The following is a 17,633-nucleotide window of genomic DNA, read 5'->3' as shown; positions in this document are numbered from 1 at the left end:
AGATTATCCTCCGATGTCATTGGGGTTGGAATAAGCGGCCGCTAGCATAGGGCGCGATGTCTCGCTGCAATGCTGCAGCATCATCGCTAGCCATGCGCGCCGGACCTGCGCCATGCTCTCGCGGTTGGAGAAGAACCCCGAACCCCACATGCCAAGCACCGCGAGGAGCGTGATCGCGAGGTGGCGGCCCAGCGACTGGGCATCTGTATCCGCGCGCAGTTCGCCATTGGAAATAGCGTGCGTCATTAAAACATAAGCCGATGCAACTGCGCGGTCGACGTTTGTGCTGCGAACCTCCGGATGATCGGAGTTCATGATCGCGGCATAGATGCCGCGGTAATAGGTTTCATCGCTGTCGAAAAACGTCTCAATCTGCTCAAGCGCGCGCAATATGCGCGCCATCGCCGCACCGTCAGCGCGGGCCGAACCCAATTGGGTGAATTTAAAAACTGCCTCATCCAGTAGTGCGATTAGCACATCGGTCTTTGATCCGAACAGGTTGTAGGGCGTGCGCAGGCTGACCCCGGCCACTACGGCCAAGCGACGCATTGTGAGATTGTCCATACCTTCGCTGCGAATAATCGATTCCGCCGCCGCACAAATGCGGGCTCGGTTGAATGTTTTGGCCTCTTCGCGTCTTGACATACTGACGCCTTGAGTATTTTTATAACATGTGTCAATAATATTGTCCGTTTAATGGTGTGTGGATGACAAAAGGGAGGGTTGCAGCCGATGCCGCAGGATCGAATGACCTTAAGAAAGGTCGCAAAGTGGTTCGGCTGGTCGATGATCGCGATGGCGGTAATCGTATTCACGGCGTGGGCGACATCGCCCGATCCACGGTTCAATCCAGCGAGCTTTGAGGACAAGCCACTTGTTCAGGGCCTCGCCCCGCTTGAGCAGGCTATCACGCTTGCGCAGTTCCGTGCGCCGAATGGCGACACGCACACGTTGCTGGTGCTCGGCCGGGAAGGGGAGAGTGTTACTGGTATCGACCTAGCCGAACTCGGTGCCCCGGCGACAGCCGATCCGTTTGCGGCGCTGGCTGCTGCCAACATGGCCCCAGTATTGGCAGGGCGCGCTGGCACGATGTCGAAGGTCACGATAGCAATAAGTGATCTGCTGCCATCTGGCACGGCTGGTACCCGCCAGATTGGTACTGGCACCAATTTCCCCGAACACGCAGCAGAGGCCGATAGCAGCGCCGTGTTCCAGTTCCCCAAATTCGGTCCAGCCTCTCCTGCACGCACCCGGGTGCAGGCTCCAGAGGGCACCCTGCTCGATTATGAGGTCGAGATTTGCGTCCGTTTTGACCGGACATTGCGAACGGCCGAGGACTTTGACTTAGCGGTAAAGGCGTTCTTCCTGTGCGGCGATTTCACCAATCGCAACGCGCTTATCAACTTGGCTGATCCGGACAATCTCGATTCAGGCAGCGGCTTTAGCGATGCCAAGAGCGGGCCCGATTTCTTCCCAACCGGCCCTTTTCTTGTTATTCCCAGAGACTGGAAAGCATTTGTTGCCAACATCCGCATGACGACCGCCATTAACGATGCGCCACGCCAAGACGCGCGCGGCAGCGAGATGACGCTCGACTTCCGAGCGCTTGCGCTAAAGGCCTTCACGGATATGACCAAATCGCGGTTTCTCTATCGTGGCAGCTATACCAAGCTCATGCCCGATGGCGCAATCCCGCCGACCGCCACATTGATGTCTGGAACGGCTGAGGGCACGATCTTTACCCCACCAACGCGCAGCGACCTGATTGATGCGGCGTTCGCTTATGTGATTGCGGGCGGTCCAATGGCGCGCCAATCACCGATGGACATCGCCCGCGGGAAATTTATCGCCAACGAACTCGCTGGCGGCCATTTCCTGCAGCCAAACGATGTGGTGCGCCATCGTTCGAACGTCCTTGGCGACATCGTCATCACGGTTGTCCGACCCTGATCCAATTGCTTGGGTAGTAATGCATTGTTCTTTTCCCCAGCGGTTAGTGCCAGCTCTATGTGTAAAGGATGTTATCCTCGCCCGACTTTGCCGTTGCGGATAGGTAGACTTTGGTCTTAGCTTGGGATGCGCCTATGTTCGACTTAAGTCGGGGAGCAGATGGATACAGTCTGAATTGTTCTTAAGTAGACATGACAATTTTAGGGAGAAGGCAAAATGTCGGAAATCTATCCTGTTTCGGATGATTGGAAGAAAAAGGCGTTTGTTACGGCGGAAGGTTACAACGCTGCTTATGCCCAGTCCATCAGCGATCCGGATACCTTCTGGCGCGCGGAGGCCAAGCGCCTCGACTGGATGACTCCGTTCACCAAAGTGAAGAATACGAGTTTTCACGAAACGGATTTCGGCATCAAATGGTTTGAGGATGGCGCGTTGAACGTTTCCGCCAACTGCATTGATCGCCATTTGCCCGAACGCAAAGATGATATCGCAATCATCTGGGAAGGCGATGATCCCTCGCAGCAACGGCGGATCACGTTTGGCGAGCTGCATGCCGAAGTCTGCGTGATGGCCAACGCCTTGAAGGCATTAGGCGCACAAAAGGGCGACCGCATCACGATCTATATGCCGATGATTCCCGAAGCCGCGATGGCGATGCTCGCCTGCACCCGCATTGGGGCAATCCATTCTATCGTATTTGGCGGCTTTTCGCCCGAGGCGCTTGCGGGGCGCATTCAGGATTGCGATTCCAATATTGTCATCACTGCCGATGCCGGAATGCGCGGTGGGAAGCTGGTTCCGTTGAAGCAGAATGTGGACGCGGCGCTGACGCATTGCGCGTCGGTTAAGGCGTGCCTTGTGATGCGCCATGTTGGAAACGACATCACCATGCAAGGGGTGCGCGACGTCTGGTATCACGATATTCGGACAACGGTCTCAAGCGACTGCGAACCCGAAATCATTGGCGCAGAAGACCCGCTGTTCATATTATATACGTCGGGTTCGACCGGAAAACCAAAGGGCGTATTGCACACCACCGGCGGGTATCTGGTATGGGCCGCGATGACGCATCATTATGTGTTCAACTATACGCCGGGCGAAGTGTATTGGTGTGCCGCCGACATTGGCTGGGTGACTGGCCATAGCTATGTCGTTTACGGTCCGCTTGCGAACGGTGCGACGACCGTGATGTTTGAAGGGGTTCCCAATTATCCCGACCACAGCCGGTTCTGGCAAATTGTTGACCGGCATCAAGTCAATATTTTCTATGGCGCGCCAACGGCCTTGCGGTCATTAATGCGCGAAGGCGATGATTGGGTGAAGCAAACCTCCCGCAGTTCGCTGCGTTTGCTGGGGTCGGTCGGCGAACCGATCAATCCGGAGGCATGGGAGTGGTATTATCATGTCGTCGGCGAAGGCCGCTGTCCGATTGTTGACACCTATTGGCAGACCGAAACGGGCGCGACGATGATGACGCCTTTACCGGGTGCACATGCCTTGAAACCGGGCGCAGCATCAAAAGCCATGTTTGGCGTGCAGCCAGTGCTTGTCGACGGCGACGGCAAAGTGCTGGAAGGCGCCACGGACGGCAATTTGTGCATGATCGATAGCTGGCCGGGTCAGATGCGCTCCGTCTGGGGCGATCATGAACGGTTTTTCCAAACCTATTTCACCACTTATCCCGGCAAATATTTCACTGGAGATGGATGCCGGCGAGATGCGGACGGGGATTATTGGATTACGGGACGGGTTGACGACGTGATTAATGTTTCGGGCCACCGCATGGGCACGGCCGAAGTCGAAAGCGCACTCGTCGCCCATGCCAAAGTCGCCGAGGCGGCGGTGGTGGGTTTCCCGCACGACATTAAAGGGCAGGGCATTTACGCCTATGTAACGCTCAATGCGAATGAGGTGGGGTCAGCTGATATCCGGGCCGACCTCATCAAATGGGTGCGCCATGAAATCGGCCCGATCGCAACGCCAGATGTCATCCATTTTGCCCCTGCTTTGCCGAAAACACGCTCCGGAAAAATCATGCGCCGGATATTGCGCAAGATTGCCGAAGGGGATGTGTCTAATTTAGGAGATATCTCGACCCTTGCGGATCCGTCGGTCGTGGACAATCTAGTGCAATCAAGGTCCTCCGCCGCGTAAATCGTCCCGGCTTCAGGCTGTTGCGCGTATGAGCAGTCTAACCGGAACAGGGTTGATGCTTGGCGCTTCGTCTTTAAGCGTGGCGATCAAGGCTTTGACCAGCATTTCGCCTGCTTGCACATAATCCTGCTCAATCGTGGTGAGCGGCGGCTGCGCATAAGCGCCCATCGCGATGCCATCAAACCCGATGACGCGCACATCCTTGCCTACGGCAATATGATGCTCATCCAGCGCGCGCATGGCACCGAGCGCAATAAAATCATTCGCACAGAACAAGCCGTCGAACGCAATTTTGTCACGGATGAGGCCTTGGACTGCGGCATAGCCTTGGTCCTCACGCACCGCGTTTTCGGGGAGCGGTGGGCAAATGGGCTGCATAGCCTTAGCCGACATGTGCGCCATATAAGTTGTCAGCCGATCCTGAAACTGCGGCTGCTCGCTATTGGTGGGGCCAATATAGGCAATATTTTTACAACCCTGTTGCAACAAATGGTCAATAGCCAGTTGCGCGCCTTGAACATTGTCGCTTTTGATCGAAATCAGGTCTTCTTTGCTGGCACCCCAGCAGATCATAGGCGTTTTGTGCCGGGCATATTCACCGAAAAACTGCCAACCTGCGATATTCTGACCGCTGCCAATGACGATGAGGCCATCGGCCTGTCGGCTGCCGGTGTAATTGGCAAAGAAATTTGCCGGAGAGTCCTGAAACGAGATGATGAGATTATATCCGCGTTCGGCAGCAGAAGCGGCAATGCAGCCCAATAAAGACAAATAAAACGGGTTTATCCGCGCTCTATTTTCCCCCTGCCGACACAGGATGACAAGCGCGATCGAATAGGTCTGCTGCGTGCGCAGGCGAAGGGCGTTGTGGTCAACCGAATAATTCAGTTCGCTTGCGAGCGCAACGATGCGCGCGCGGGTGGTTTCGTTGACTTTCTTATCCCCGCGCAAGGCACGAGAAACGGTCGGCTGCGATACCCCAAGCATGGCCGCAATCTGATGCGCAGTAATGCGTCCTTCTTTACCCATGCCGTATGTTTACCACTGGCAAGCGGTCAAGTCACGCAGTGAGGGCCGTTTCGGGCGCAACAAATGCAAGGTTGAGGCTTTCTGCAACCGCTTGGCTGGTGACTTTACCCTGATGCACGTTCAAACCGGCCAGCAAGCCGCGTCCGGTCTCTGTGCCGCTGTCCAGCGCGGCAATGCCGTGATTTGCAAGCGCTAGGCCATAGGGTAAGGTCGCGTTGTTAAGTGCGGCCGCGCTGGTCTGCGGGACGGCGCCTGGCATGTTTGCGACGCAATAATGAATAATGCTGTCAACGACATAAGTGGGTTCGGCGTGCGTGGTGGGGCGCGATGTTTCAAAGCAACCCCCTTGGTCAATGGCGACATCGACCAAGACCGCACCAGGCTTCATCCGCTTCAGCATTTCGCGGGTCACAAGGCGTGGAGCGCTTGCACCGGGAATAAGCACTGCGCCAATGACGGCGTCGGATATGCTGATTTCATGGTCGATGGTTTCTAGCGTCGAATACCGCGTGCGTACCCGTCCGTTGAACATCTCGTCAAGTTGGCGCAGGCGTGGGATCGAACGGTCAACGATGGTGACCTCCGCGCCAAGGCCAACGGCCATCCGTGCCGCATGCGTGCCAACAACGCCGCCACCCAATACCGTAACGCGGCCAGCCGGAACGCCGGGGACGCCGCCGAGCAATATGCCTGCGCCACCTTCGCTGCGGCGCATGGCTTGGCCGGCGGCTTCAATAGCGAGGCGACCAGCAACTTCGCTCATGGGTGCCAATAAGGGTAGGGCACCACGATCATCGGTCACGGTTTCATACGCAATGGCGGTGCATCCGCTAGCGATCAGGCCCTTTGCTTGCGCTGGATCGGGTGCAAGATGCAAATAGGTGAAGAGCAATTGGCCGGGGCGAAGCTGCACCCATTCGCTTGGCTGAGGCTCCTTGACCTTGATGATCATATCGCAGCCAGCAAAAATCTCCTTTGCTGTCGCAGCGATTTCTGCGCCGACGGCACGATAGGCGTCGTCATTTGCCATGATGCCCGTGCCAGCACCTGATTGCACGACGACCTTATGACCCGCGGCCACATATTCGCGCACGGCACCGGGCGTTAGGCCAACGCGATATTCATGAACCTTGATTTCGCTTGGGACGCCAACACGCATGATTTTTGCTCCTCATAATATGTTGGTAAAGATTAGCATTGTCAGGATGTCGAAACTCCGCAAAGATTCGACTTATATGGACATTGAGTGCATATATTCGTCGCATTGATGGTATTGGATAAAAATAATATGCAACTTGATCGGGCGGACCGTAAATTATTGGGTGCGTTAGTGACAAATGGCCGCGCGACTCAGATGGAACTGGGTGAGGCGGCTGGCCTGTCCCCAAGCGCGGCGGCGCGTCGGCAAAAAGCCTTGGAAGATGAAGGCATATTGCGTGGCTATCGTGCCGATGTGAACTTAAGCAAATTGGGTTTGGGGGCTACGGTGATGGTGACAATCACCCTAGACAGCCAAAGCGAGGAGGCGATGGCAGCGTTTGAGGCTGCGGTCGTCAACAGTCCGTCGACAATCCGGTGTCACCTGATGAGCGGGCGGAATGACTATCTGCTGGTGGTGCGCGCCGCATCGATTGAGGATTATGAAATCATCCACCGGCAGGAAATTGCCCGCTTGCCCCGGGTCGCGCGGATCGAAACCGCATTTGCGTTGCGCGAAGTGGTGAATCGAGCCGTTCCGCCGCGTCTTTTTGACACATAACACAGCTACAAATTGGCTTAGAAAACGACGATGTTATGCATTCCGGCGGAACTTGTCTGTTCCAATCCTGTTTCAGTGTCAGGAAACGGAGATTTGTCATGGGAAGAACAGTTGGTATCAGCATTGGCGGTTTGATTTTGCTCGTGGTGATCGTCGCAATTTTATTCTGATCCGGACAGCCTGACAGGCTGCAGTAGGTACCTGTTTTAAAATGCCAAACAGTTTGACTGTCTGGGGTGCAGCGCTACAGCTTTGTAATGCGGTTGCGCTGCCGAAAAGGCCGGGCTCGTGCATGACTGTGCCCACTGTCCGAACGGTGCCATGTCTAGGTTTAGGACCTATTTCCCTGATATGTTGTCTCGTCTCAGACTGTGACTGTTTTGTCACAGCGCCTAAAAAGGACAATGAGGTTGACACAAAATTGCTTGCTTGGCGCACGCTTTGATGTTTGTGTGCAATTGCACAATAAAGCGGTGGCAAAGTAAAGCTGACCATGGCGTGGGCAAACAGATCTAGCGGGAATAGAACGGCATTTGCCGATTTTGCTGCACTGCGCGGATATCGGCCTCGTATCTACTGTACCTAAGAAGGGGTAAAATTATGCGTAATTCCATTTTGAAGTTGGCAAGCATGAGCGTCGCAATAAGCGCGATAGCGTTGTCGGCACCTGCTTTCGCGCAAGAAGCAGCTGAAGAAACGGCTGGCCCAGTCACCCTGACTGGCGGCGTGGCTGTTGTGTCTGACTATCGGTTCCGCGGCGTTTCGCTCTCCGATAAGGATTTTGCAGTCCAACCTTATCTGACCGTAAGTCACGAGTCTGGCCTGTATGTGGGCGCTTGGGGTTCCAATCTCGCCGACAACGCAGGGGACGATGTTGAGGTTGACCTTTACGCCGGTTTTGCCGGTGGCGAAGACGTAACATATGACATTAGCGCGACCTATTATACGTATCCGGGCGTATCGAGCTTCAACTATGTTGAATTGACTGGCAAGCTTGGTTCAACCGTTGGCCCTGCGACCGTCGGCGTGCAATTGAGCTATGTCCCAAGTCAGGATAACACCGGTAATAACGACAACATCTATTTTGGTACCAACGCCACCATCGCTGTGCCAAACTCCCCCATTTCGATTGTCGGATCGATGGGCGTAGAAGATGGCGCGTTCACGGCTGGTAGTGAAAAAGTTGATTGGTCACTTGGCCTGACCGCTGCTGTTTCCGGTTTCACACTGGGCGTCTCTTATGTCGATGCCAACCGCGAGACGATCTTTGCACCCAGGGACAGCGCAGCCGGCGTTGTGTTCTCGGTAAGCTACGGCTTCTGATAGCGTTTCGAACGTTTTTGGCCCCGCAAAAAACGGTGGCCTAGAAAAGGCTCATGCCGGGCTTGACCTTTCAAGTCCGGCATGCGCTTATCAGCGTTCAAAAAACTGGTGAAAAACAATGTCCGTCAATCTTGCGAATTGGATCGCTGAGCACAAAATCGATGAGGTTGAGTGCATCGTCCCCGACATTAACGGCGTGCAGCGTGGCAAGGTTCTGCCTGCGAAAAAGTTTCTGGCCTCTGTCCGTGACAAATCGCTGCGCATACCGGGCAGTGTTTTCATCTGCACCATCGATGGTCATTATCCCGAAGACATTGCGGATATTTGGGACAAGGATCCGGACAAAATTCTGGTCGCTGATCCCGACACAATCTGCGTCGCGCCGGGCTTCAAATCACCGACCGCTTTCGTGATTGCTGATGTGCTGCATGGCGATGGAAGCGAGGTTGAAATTGCCCCGCGCACGATATTGAAAAAAGTACTCAACATGTATGCCCAGCGTGGGTGGAAGCCGATTATGGCACCTGAGGTTGAGTTTTACCTTGTTAGTCAGAATGTCGACCCAGACTTTCCATTAGTGCCGCCTACCGGCTCTAGCGGACGCGCAGAAACCGCAAGTCAGCCTTATGGGTTGGAGGCGATGAATGAATATGAGGACATTATCGATCACATCTATGATGATTGTGAGTTGATGGGCCTCGATATCGACACGATGATCCACGAAATGGGTGCAGCGCAGCTTGAAGTGAACTTCGTCCATGGCGACCCGTTGAAGCTGGCGGACCAAGTGTTTCTGTTCAAACGCACCGTTCGCGCCGTTGCCAAACAGCATGGCGTTTATGCGACCTTCATGGCGAACCCGATGGCCGGGCAGCCGGGCAGCGCAATGCATATCCACCAGTCGGTGGTTGACGCTGAAACTGGCCGCAACCTCTTTTCCAACGCCAATGGTAAGGACAGTGCGTTGTTCCGCAGCTATATAGCGGGTCTTGTGAAGTTCATGCCGCAAATATCGCCGCTTTGGGCGCCTAATGTGAACAGCTTCCGCCGGATGCGCCCCGATAGCGCTGCGCCCATCAACGTCCAATGGGGCGAGGACAATCGAAGCTGCGGTTTCCGCGTGCCAATTTCGGACAAGGCCAACCGCCGCGTTGAAAACCGCTTACCAGGCGCTGACTCCAACCCCTATCTCGCCATGGCAGCGTCGTTGGTCTGCGGCTATATTGGTATGGCAGAGCGGATGGTGCCTGCCAAAGCGATCACTGGCAGCGCCTATAACCGCGCGCGCACCTTGCCCCGCACGTTGGAGGCTGCCTTGGACCGTTTCAGTGCCTGCAAGCCAGTGCGCAATTTGCTTGGAGAAGAGTTTTTCGACATCTTCTACGCGGTCAAGGATTATGAATTGTTCAATTATCAGTCCGTGGTCTCGAGCTGGGAACGTGAGCATTTGTTGCTGAGGGTTTAATGCCTGATCGGTTGAATGGCAGCTATTATCGCGCGACCGCTAATGCTTGGCGCACGCAAGCTTCCCTAGGTTCCAGTTTGAATTGCGACGTCGTTGTCATTGGCGGCGGTTTTACTGGCCTTTCCGCCGCGCTTGCCTGTGCCGAAAAAGGCCTTTCGGTTGTATTGCTTGAGGCCCAGACCATTGGCTTTGGTGCGTCAGGCCGCAATGGTGGTCAACTCATCCCCGGCCTGCGCTGGTCGATGCGCGAAATTGACGCAGAGTTTGGCCGGGAACGCGCGCAGGCTATATTTAATCTGGCGTATGGCGCGGTCGACCGGGTCAAACACCGTATCGCCGAACATCATATTCAGTGTGATGCAAAAGCTGGGCATTTGGAAGCGGCCTACAAGCCAGCGCATTTCGATGCGATGCAACGCGATGCAGCATTTTTGGCCCAGCATTTTGGTTGGGAGGCGCAGATCGTCCAATCACAGGATATCGGGCGTCATGTTCACGGCGGTGGTTATCACGGCGGTATTTATGACGCGCAAGGCGGGCATTTCCATCCTTTGAATTACGCGCTTGGGCTTGCAAAGGCGGCGCAAAAGGCTGGCGTGCGGATATATGAACATATGGCGGCCCAAACGCCTGTCGATACAGGAACGCAGATTGAGATACAGACCGGGACAGGGGCAGGGGCAGCAACTTTGACCGCCAAGCATGTCATCATGGCGGCCGACACGTGGACGGGGGGCATCGCGCCCGATTTGCGCAGCTACACCGTCCCAATCATGAACTATAATATTGCGACTGCGCCGCTGCCTAATGCTGACCAGTTACTCCCCAGTGACGCGGCGGTGGCGGACAGTCGCTTTGTGTTGAATTATTTCCGCCTCTCTGCGGATAAACGCCTCATTTTTGGCGGTGGTGAAAAATATGTGCAGACGCCGCCCGCTGACATTGGCGCGTTTGTGCGTAAGCACATTGCTGAGGTGTTCCCCTCTCTCGGCAATGTGCCCATCGATTATGCCTGGGGTGGTGCCGTTGGCGTTACCATGAACCGGCTGCCGCATATGGGGCGCAAGGGAAATGTGTTTTACGCCCACGGCTTTTCTGGCCATGGCGCGTTGGTCACGACGCTGGCGGGGGAATTGATGGCAGAGGCGGTGGTTGGCACAATGTCACGTTTTGATGTTTTCGCAAACTTCCCGCACAGCCGCTTTCCGGGCGGAAAATGGCTCGCGCGTCCATTGGCGACGCTTGGGTTGCTTTATTATGCGATGCGAGACCGTTTATGATCGACCGCCAAGCCATAAGCGATATGCGCCAACGCGAAGTCGCGCGCTTCATTACGGCTAACCTGAAATCCAAGGCGCAGGCTGAGTCCTCTAAAAGCTGGTTCCAAGGCGTGCCATTCCATTGGATGCTCGATTGGTCCACCCCATTCCCGATCGTCGCTCAGGCGGCTTCTGGCGCGACGCTGACGAGTGTTGACGGGCAGGTATTCGATGACTTCTGCCTTGGCGACACCGCGAGCATGTTTGGCCATTCGCCCACGCCACTTGCCGAAGCGATTGCCGCGCAAGCAGGGCAGGGCTTAAGCTACATGCTGCCTCCCGCGAAGGGCGCGGAATTAGGCGCGATGCTCGCCGACATGTTTGGTCTGCCGCAATGGCAAGTGACGACGACAGCGAGTGAAGCCAATCGGGCCGTCATTCGTTGGTGTCGCGGGATGACGGGACGCGACAAGATTTTGATCTTCAACGGCTGCTATCATGGCGCGGTCGATGATGTGTTCGTGGACTTGCGCGAGGGCCGCGCGGTTAACCGGCCAAGCTTGATTGGGCAAGTGCAGGACTTGCTGCCGACGACTGTTACAATTGAGTTTAACGATGTGGACGCGCTGACGACCGCTTTGCGCGGCGGTGACATCGCTTGCGTCTTGGCCGAACCGTTGATGACCAACATCGGCATGGTGCGCGATGCGCCGGGGTTCTTGACGGAATTGCGCCAGCTATGTGATAAAACTGGCACGATCTTGGTGCTGGACGAAACACACACCATTTCATCCGGCTATGGCGGGCACAGCAACGCGCATGGCCCAAAACCCGACATACTGGTCGTGGGTAAATCCATCGGCGGCGGTGTGCCGTGCGCTGTCTATGGCTTTACGGCGGAAATTGCCGAACGGATGGCGGCGGTGAACGCGTCGCGCCCACCGGGGCATAGCGGCATAGGCACAACCTTATCAGGCAATGCGCTCGCCATTACCGCGATGCACGCAATGTTGGGGCAAGTGATTACGCGGGACGCTTATGCCCATATGCTGTCGATCACTGACCGGCTGGTGGCGCGATTGAACGCGGTAATCGCCGCACATGCGGTGCATTGGCATGTCAGCCATGTTGGCGCGCGCGTTGAATTGGTCTGTTCCGCTATCCCGCCGCGCAATGGCAGTGAAGCGCGCGCAGCTATTGACCATGAGCTGGAAAGCACGATACATCTTTATCTCGCCAATCGCGGCATCTTGCTTGCGCCATTCCACAATATGATGCTGGTTAGCCCGGTGACGCAAGCCGCACAGGTTGACCGCCTCGCGGCAGAGTTGAACAATGCGCTGACTGAGCTATTAGCATTTGAAAATTCAGGCGGACGGAAGTGACATCATGACAATCAAACGCGCAATATCATCAGCGACTATCGCGCCGCGTAGCGAGGCAGAGGCGTTATTTGCGGCGCATCCCGATATCGATTCTATCGAGATGATCTACACCGACTTTGGCGGCGTCCCGCGCGGCAAGCGCCTGCGCCAGCATGAGGTGCTGTCCGTTTATGAAATCGGTCGCTTTTTCCCCGGTTCCATCGCTGTGGTTGACATCACTGGGCAGGACACGGTTGAAACGGGTCTGGTTTGGGAAGATGGCGACGCCGACCGTTCGATGAAGCCAATTCCTGGTACGTTGGTCCGCACCCCTTGGGCTGGCGACAATGCCGCGCAATTCATGGTCGATTTTTATGAACTGGATGGCCAACCGCACGACCTTGACCCGCGCCATGTCCTTGGCCTTGTCGTGGACCGTTTTGCCGAAATGGGCCTGACGCCCGCTTTGGCGGTGGAGCTGGAATTTTACTTGCTGGATCCCAAGCGCGCACGCGATGGGTCTATCCGTCCAGCGCGACCAGAATATAGCGGTGAAACCCCGCAGATGGTCGAAGTATATGGCTTGCGCGAGCTTGACGATTTCCGTCCCTTTTTCGATGAATTATACGAAACCTGCGATATTCAGGGGCTTCCGTTGGAATCGGCCATCTCCGAATTTGCGCCGGGCCAGTGCGAGTTGACCTTGCGCTACAAACCTGATGTGCTGCGCGCCTGTGATGATGCGATCATGTACAAACGCGTCGTGAAGGCGGTGGCGCAGGCGCATGGCCTTGAGGCGACGTTCATGGCAAAGCCATTTGCCGAGCAGGCCGGCTCCGGCATGCATATTCACGTGTCGATGAACGACAAAGACGGCAATAACCTGTTCGCCGCCGACGATCCCGAAGGCACGCCAATGTTGCGCCATGCCATAGGCGGGATGATCGCCAGCGTTGGCGATTGCTTCGCGCTTTTTGCGCCGCATGCCAACAGCTATCGCCGGTTTAAGGCGAACAGCTACGCGCCGGTTGCCCCGACTTGGGGCGTCAATAATCGCACCGTATCTTTTCGGATTCCGGCCGGTCCGCCCTCAAGCCGTCATGTCGAACATCGCGCCTGCGGTGCCGACGCCAACCCATATCTTGCGGTGGCGGGCGTATTGTCGGGTATCCATCATGGTATTACGAACCAAATTGACCCCGGCCCAGCGGTTGTCGGCAATGGCTATGACCGCGACGGGTCAGGCGATGACAAGCCGCCAAGCAATTGGTTTGCCGCAGTCGACCGGTTCCACGGCTCTAAATTGCTGCGTGCCTATTTGGGCGACCGCTTTGTCGACATGTTCACGATTGTAAAGCGCGTGGAGCAGGACCGTTATTTCGGACAAGTGCCGAGCATTGATTATGATTGGTATTTGCGCAACGCTTAGGGTCAGTGCCAAATAAATCCAATTTGGTACTGCGAAGGTGATATTTATGAGCGCACTATCTAAGCTTTTCCGTTGAAGCAATGCAGGCGCAATGCTAGCGGCACGAAGGGATCGCGTGTCGATCCCGACCACAAGGAATACCATGTCTGTAGATAAAGATACCGTGAATAAAATCGCACGGCTTTCGCGTATCGCGATTAGCGATGCTGAGGCTGACAAGATGGTCGGCGAGCTCAATGGCATTTTGGCCTGGGTTGAGCAATTGGGTGAGGTCGACGTCACAGGCGTTGAGCCGATGACGGCGGTCATCACCAATAAATTGCGCCTGCGCGACGACGCGGTGACCGATGGCGACGTGCGCGACAAAGTGCTCGCCAACGCGCCCGCCAAGGAAGGCAGCTTCTTTGGCGTGCCGAAGGTGATTGAATGATGAGTGATTTTTCAAGACTCGGTGTGGCCGCTATCCGCGATGGTGTTGCCAAGGGTGAATTTAAGGCTGTAGAAGTCGCTGAGGCGCTTAACGCTCGCGTATCTGCGGCAAAAGCGCTCAACGCCTTCATCGTCGAAACGCCGGAAAAAGCTATCGAGGCCGCGCAGGCCGTCGATGCCGACCGTGCCGCTGGCAAGCCGTTGGGCAAAATGGCAGGCGTACCGATTGGCATGAAGGATTTGTTCTGCACCCAAGGCGTGCAGACAACCGCCGCAAGCCATATCTTGGAAGGCTTTTTGCCGACCTATGAATCGACGGTGTCGGCGAATCTTTGGAAGGCTGGGGCAGGGATGCTTGGCAAGCTGAACATGGACCAGTTCGCCATGGGCTCGTCGAATGAGACCAGTTACTTCGGCAATGTCATTTCGCCTTGGCGCCGCAATGATGGCAGCAATGCCGCATTAGCGCCCGGTGGCTCGTCAGGCGGTTCGTCCTCGGCAATCGCCGCGCGACTTTGCCCCGCAGCGACCGGAACCGACACGGGTGGCTCGATTCGTCAGCCTGCTGCGTTCGTGGGCATTAGCGGCATCAAGCCTACTTATGGCCGTTGTTCGCGCTGGGGCGTTGTCGCTTTTGCTAGCTCCTTGGACCAAGCTGGGCCCATGGCGCGCGACGTGCGCGATTGCGCGATCATGTTGGAGGCGATGGCGGGCTTTGACCCTAAGGATTCGACCTCGCTCGATTTGCCAATCCCTGCATGGGAAGCTGGCCTGAACAGCGACTTGAAGGGCAAGCGTATTGGTATTCCACGCGAATATCGCCTCGACGGTATTGACGAAGATATCGCCAAAATGTGGGAAAATGGCATTGCTTGGTTTAAGGATGCAGGCGCGGAAGTCGTCGATATCAGCCTGCCGCACACCAAATATGCGCTGCCCGCTTATTATATCATTGCGCCTGCCGAAGCGTCATCGAACCTTGCGCGTTATGATGGCGTCCGTTTTGGTCTGCGTGACTTGCCGGAGGGTGCTGGCTTGCAAGACATGTATGCCGCAACCCGCGCCGCTGGCTTTGGCGAAGAAGTCCGCCGCCGCATCATGATCGGTACATATGTGTTGAGCGCTGGTTTCTACGACGCTTATTACACACAAGCGCAAAAGGTCCGGGCCTTGATCGCGCGTGATTTTGACAACGCATGGGCAAGTTGCGACCTCATCCTCGCGCCAACCGCGCCAAGCGCGGCATTTGGTTTGGGTGAAAAGAACGCTGATCCCTTGTCGATGTATTTGAACGATGTGTTCGCCGTGCCTGCCTCGCTGGCTGGGCTTCCGGCTATATCTGTTCCGGGCGGCCTAAGCAAAGAAGGCTTGCCCTTGGGGCTTCAGATTATTGGCAAGGCGCTCGATGAACAGGCGGTGTTGAACGCCGGTCTAGCCATAGAGCGGCGTTCAGGATTTGTGGCGGAAGCAGCGCAATGGTGGTAAGCTTTTCCGTCGCCCCAGCGCAGGCTGGGGCCCATCACGCCCCTCAGGCTAAACCGCAAGACGAGATAGTCACCAGCCTATACTGGTGCGACGCAGGTGTAGAATAATGACCGAATCAACATACCGCATCCAAGGCAACACCGGCGAATGGGAGGTCGTGATTGGCCTTGAAGTCCATGCGCAGATCACCAGCGAGTCCAAGCTGTTTTCAGGCGCATCGGCCGAGTTCGGTGCCGAGCCAAACAGCCATGTGTCACTCGTCGACGCCGCTATGCCGGGCATGTTGCCGGTGCCGAACCGCGAATGCCTGCGTCAGGCCGTGCGCACGGGCATGGCGATCAATGCGCAGATCAACCGCTGGTCACGCTTTGACCGCAAAAATTATTTCTACGCCGATTTGCCGCAGGGCTATCAGATTTCGCAGCTCTATCACCCGATAGTGGGTGAAGGCGAAATTGAGGTTACGCTCAACGAAAAAGACCCTGATAGCGCGGTCAAGAAAATCGGCATAGAACGCATCCATGTCGAGCAAGACGCAGGCAAGTTGATGCATGACCAGCATCCAACCATGTCTTTTGTCGATTTGAACCGCTCGGGCGTCGCGCTGATGGAAATCGTTTCGCGTCCAGACATTAGTAGCCCGCAAGAGGCTGGAGCGTATCTCAAGAAACTCCGCTCCATCCTGCGCTATGTCGGCTCTTGCGATGGTAATATGGAGCAAGGCTCGATGCGCGCCGATGTCAACGTGTCGGTGCGTAAGCCCGGCGGCGAATTGGGTACGCGTACCGAAACCAAGAACGTCAATTCGATCCGCTTCATGATGCAGGCGATTGAATATGAGGCGCAGCGTCAGGTGGACCTGATCGAAAGCGGCGGCGCAGTCGTGCAGGAAACGCGCCTGTTTGACGCGGACAGACAAGAAACGCGGTCGATGCGGTCAAAAGAAGACGCGCATGACTATCGCTATTTCCCCGACCCCGATTTGTTGCCGGTGGAATTGGACGACGCGTTTCTGGAGGAATGCCGTGCATCCTTGCCTGAGCTGCCCGACGCCAAGCGCGCGCGATATGAAGCGATGGGCCTGACGGCTTATAATGCCGCCGTCCTAACCGCAGAGGCGGAAACCGCATTTTGGTTTGAAAATTTGTTGGCTGAAGGCGTCGATGCCAAGCAAGGCTCCAACTGGTTGATGTCCGAACTGTTTGGCGCGCTCAACAAGCTTGGCAAAACCTTGGACGAAAGCCCCGTCAATCCGCAGCAAGCCGCCGAATTACTTGGCCTTGTCGCCGACGGCACAATCAGCGGCAGCATCGCCAAGCAGGTCTTCGAAATCATGCTTGAAACAGGGCAGGGTGCCTCGGCCATCGTCGAAGAAAAGGGCCTCAAGCAAACCAACGACACAGGCGCGATTGAGGCGGAGATCGCCAAGATCATGGCAGCAAACGAAGACAAGGTTACTGAATATCGTTCCGGCAAGGACAAATTGTTCGGCTTCTTTGTGGGGCAAACGATGAAGGCGATGCAAGGCAAGGCCAATCCGCAAATCATCAATGATTTGCTGAAGAAGGCTTTAGGGTAATCAGGCGATGTGTGGGTGTAGTGGTTTATCCGCTTCTCTACTTGCTCCGCAGCGGCTTTCCCGTTAGAGGCTCCCGTCGTTTGTGAAACGGCAGCTTTTCGTAAGCGGGCGTGGCGGAATTGGTAGACGCACCAGATTTAGGTTCTGGCATCGCAAGGTGTGGGGGTTCGAGTCCCTTCGCCCGCACCACGAAAAAGGGATGTCCCCGGCTGTCGTTGAACCCGAAAGCCATTTAACAGTTTTTGGCAGGCCATCGGGCCTGTCGTAGATAGAGAAGAAAACATGCAGACCGTCGAGACACAGAATGAAGGCCTGAAGCGCGCTTATCGCATGACGATTACCGCAAAGGACGTTGAATCCCGCATCGATGCCGAGGTGAAGAAAATTGCACCTCAAGTGCGTATGCCC

General features: G+C 55.9%; 15 protein-coding genes and 1 tRNA gene. 13 read left to right on the top strand and 3 right to left on the bottom strand.

The features are described from left to right. Positions 1 to 3: 3 nt before the first annotated feature. A complete protein-coding gene (locus tag Q0N43_RS10225; RefSeq protein ID WP_295446024.1) occupies positions 4 to 645 on the bottom strand; it encodes a TetR/AcrR family transcriptional regulator in 642 nt (213 codons plus the stop codon). A 102-nt stretch (positions 646 to 747) separates the two neighbouring features. Here Q0N43_RS10225 and Q0N43_RS10220 point away from each other — a divergent pair, with 102 nt between their 5' ends. Together Q0N43_RS10220 and acs are read left to right on the top strand one after the other, a co-directional pair. Then, on the top strand, positions 748 to 1,950 hold the full coding sequence (locus Q0N43_RS10220) for a fumarylacetoacetate hydrolase family protein (RefSeq protein ID WP_295446023.1): 1,203 nt from the start codon (positions 748 to 750) through the stop codon (positions 1,948 to 1,950). Positions 1,951 to 2,166: 216 nt separating this feature from the next. Further along, positions 2,167 to 4,104: an acetate--CoA ligase gene (gene acs / locus Q0N43_RS10215; protein ID WP_295446022.1), complete on the top strand. Its 1,938-nt coding sequence runs from the start codon at positions 2,167 to 2,169 to the stop codon at positions 4,102 to 4,104. A 12-nt stretch (positions 4,105 to 4,116) separates the two neighbouring features. Here the strand turns inward: acs and Q0N43_RS10210 are convergent, their stop codons facing one another. Together Q0N43_RS10210 and ald are read right to left on the bottom strand one after the other, a co-directional pair. Further along, on the bottom strand, positions 4,117 to 5,133 hold the full coding sequence (locus Q0N43_RS10210; protein WP_295446021.1) for a LacI family DNA-binding transcriptional regulator: 1,017 nt from the start codon (positions 5,131 to 5,133) through the stop codon (positions 4,117 to 4,119). A 31-nt stretch (positions 5,134 to 5,164) separates the two neighbouring features. Further along, positions 5,165 to 6,292, bottom strand: a complete 1,128-nt coding sequence (gene ald / locus Q0N43_RS10205) for an alanine dehydrogenase (protein ID WP_295446020.1) — start codon at positions 6,290 to 6,292, stop codon at positions 5,165 to 5,167. 87 nt (positions 6,293 to 6,379) lie between these two features. Between ald and Q0N43_RS10200 the strand changes: the two genes are divergently transcribed. The 11 genes from Q0N43_RS10200 to Q0N43_RS10150 all read left to right on the top strand — a co-directional run. Continuing rightward, on the top strand, positions 6,380 to 6,892 hold the full coding sequence (locus Q0N43_RS10200) for an Lrp/AsnC family transcriptional regulator (RefSeq protein WP_295446019.1): 513 nt from the start codon (positions 6,380 to 6,382) through the stop codon (positions 6,890 to 6,892). 600 nt (positions 6,893 to 7,492) lie between these two features. Next, positions 7,493 to 8,215, top strand: a complete 723-nt coding sequence (locus Q0N43_RS10195; RefSeq protein WP_295446018.1) for a TorF family putative porin — start codon at positions 7,493 to 7,495, stop codon at positions 8,213 to 8,215. Positions 8,216 to 8,333: 118 nt separating this feature from the next. Further along, on the top strand, positions 8,334 to 9,680 hold the full coding sequence (locus Q0N43_RS10190; protein ID WP_295446017.1) for a glutamine synthetase family protein: 1,347 nt from the start codon (positions 8,334 to 8,336) through the stop codon (positions 9,678 to 9,680). Then, positions 9,680 to 10,960, top strand: a complete 1,281-nt coding sequence (locus Q0N43_RS10185; RefSeq protein ID WP_295446016.1) for an FAD-binding oxidoreductase — start codon at positions 9,680 to 9,682, stop codon at positions 10,958 to 10,960. Before Q0N43_RS10190 ends, Q0N43_RS10185 begins: the two co-directional genes overlap by 1 nt. After that, positions 10,957 to 12,324 (top strand): aspartate aminotransferase family protein, encoded by a 1,368-nt coding sequence (locus Q0N43_RS10180; RefSeq protein WP_295446015.1) that lies wholly within the window; start codon positions 10,957 to 10,959, stop codon positions 12,322 to 12,324. Before Q0N43_RS10185 ends, Q0N43_RS10180 begins: the two co-directional genes overlap by 4 nt. A gap of 4 nt (positions 12,325 to 12,328) precedes the next feature. Continuing rightward, positions 12,329 to 13,732, top strand: coding sequence for a glutamine synthetase family protein (locus Q0N43_RS10175; RefSeq protein ID WP_295446014.1), 1,404 nt, complete (start codon positions 12,329 to 12,331; stop codon positions 13,730 to 13,732). A 142-nt stretch (positions 13,733 to 13,874) separates the two neighbouring features. Next, complete coding sequence (gene gatC, locus Q0N43_RS10170) at positions 13,875 to 14,162, top strand: Asp-tRNA(Asn)/Glu-tRNA(Gln) amidotransferase subunit GatC (protein ID WP_295446013.1); 288 nt, start codon at positions 13,875 to 13,877, stop codon at positions 14,160 to 14,162. After that, a complete protein-coding gene (gatA, locus tag Q0N43_RS10165; RefSeq protein ID WP_295446012.1) occupies positions 14,162 to 15,646 on the top strand; it encodes an Asp-tRNA(Asn)/Glu-tRNA(Gln) amidotransferase subunit GatA in 1,485 nt (494 codons plus the stop codon). The genes gatC and gatA overlap by 1 nt, the downstream gene beginning before the upstream one ends. A gap of 106 nt (positions 15,647 to 15,752) precedes the next feature. Next, positions 15,753 to 17,225, top strand: coding sequence for an Asp-tRNA(Asn)/Glu-tRNA(Gln) amidotransferase subunit GatB (gene gatB, locus Q0N43_RS10160; protein WP_295446011.1), 1,473 nt, complete (start codon positions 15,753 to 15,755; stop codon positions 17,223 to 17,225). 104 nt (positions 17,226 to 17,329) lie between these two features. Next, positions 17,330 to 17,414, top strand: a tRNA-Leu gene (locus Q0N43_RS10155). Positions 17,415 to 17,507: 93 nt separating this feature from the next. Continuing rightward, positions 17,508 to 17,633: trigger factor (locus Q0N43_RS10150; RefSeq protein WP_295446061.1), on the top strand; the 126-nt coding region annotated here is incomplete at its 3' end.

The organism is Sphingorhabdus sp. EL138 (assembly GCF_945882965.1).
In the GTDB taxonomy this organism is placed as follows: Bacteria; Pseudomonadota; Alphaproteobacteria; order Sphingomonadales; family Sphingomonadaceae; genus Sphingorhabdus_B.
The sequence above is the reverse complement of the archived record's forward strand: the minus strand, read 5'-3'. Positions and strand labels throughout refer to the sequence as shown.

Excerpts from the sequence above, each read along its gene's own strand:
- Q0N43_RS10225 (WP_295446024.1), bottom strand. The coding sequence starts at position 645 with ATGTCAAGACGCGAAGAGGCCAAAACATTCAACCGAGCCCGCATTTGT.
- Q0N43_RS10220 (WP_295446023.1), top strand. The coding sequence starts at position 748 with ATGACCTTAAGAAAGGTCGCAAAGTGGTTCGGCTGGTCGATGATCGCG.
- acs (WP_295446022.1), top strand. The coding sequence starts at position 2,167 with ATGTCGGAAATCTATCCTGTTTCGGATGATTGGAAGAAAAAGGCGTTT.
- Q0N43_RS10210 (WP_295446021.1), bottom strand. The coding sequence starts at position 5,133 with ATGGGTAAAGAAGGACGCATTACTGCGCATCAGATTGCGGCCATGCTT.
- ald (WP_295446020.1), bottom strand. The coding sequence starts at position 6,292 with ATGCGTGTTGGCGTCCCAAGCGAAATCAAGGTTCATGAATATCGCGTT.
- Q0N43_RS10195 (WP_295446018.1), top strand. The coding sequence starts at position 7,493 with ATGCGTAATTCCATTTTGAAGTTGGCAAGCATGAGCGTCGCAATAAGC.
- Q0N43_RS10190 (WP_295446017.1), top strand. The coding sequence starts at position 8,334 with ATGTCCGTCAATCTTGCGAATTGGATCGCTGAGCACAAAATCGATGAG.
- Q0N43_RS10185 (WP_295446016.1), top strand. The coding sequence starts at position 9,680 with ATGCCTGATCGGTTGAATGGCAGCTATTATCGCGCGACCGCTAATGCT.
- Q0N43_RS10180 (WP_295446015.1), top strand. The coding sequence starts at position 10,957 with ATGATCGACCGCCAAGCCATAAGCGATATGCGCCAACGCGAAGTCGCG.
- Q0N43_RS10175 (WP_295446014.1), top strand. The coding sequence starts at position 12,329 with ATGACAATCAAACGCGCAATATCATCAGCGACTATCGCGCCGCGTAGC.
- gatC (WP_295446013.1), top strand. The coding sequence starts at position 13,875 with ATGTCTGTAGATAAAGATACCGTGAATAAAATCGCACGGCTTTCGCGT.
- gatA (WP_295446012.1), top strand. The coding sequence starts at position 14,162 with ATGAGTGATTTTTCAAGACTCGGTGTGGCCGCTATCCGCGATGGTGTT.
- gatB (WP_295446011.1), top strand. The coding sequence starts at position 15,753 with ATGACCGAATCAACATACCGCATCCAAGGCAACACCGGCGAATGGGAG.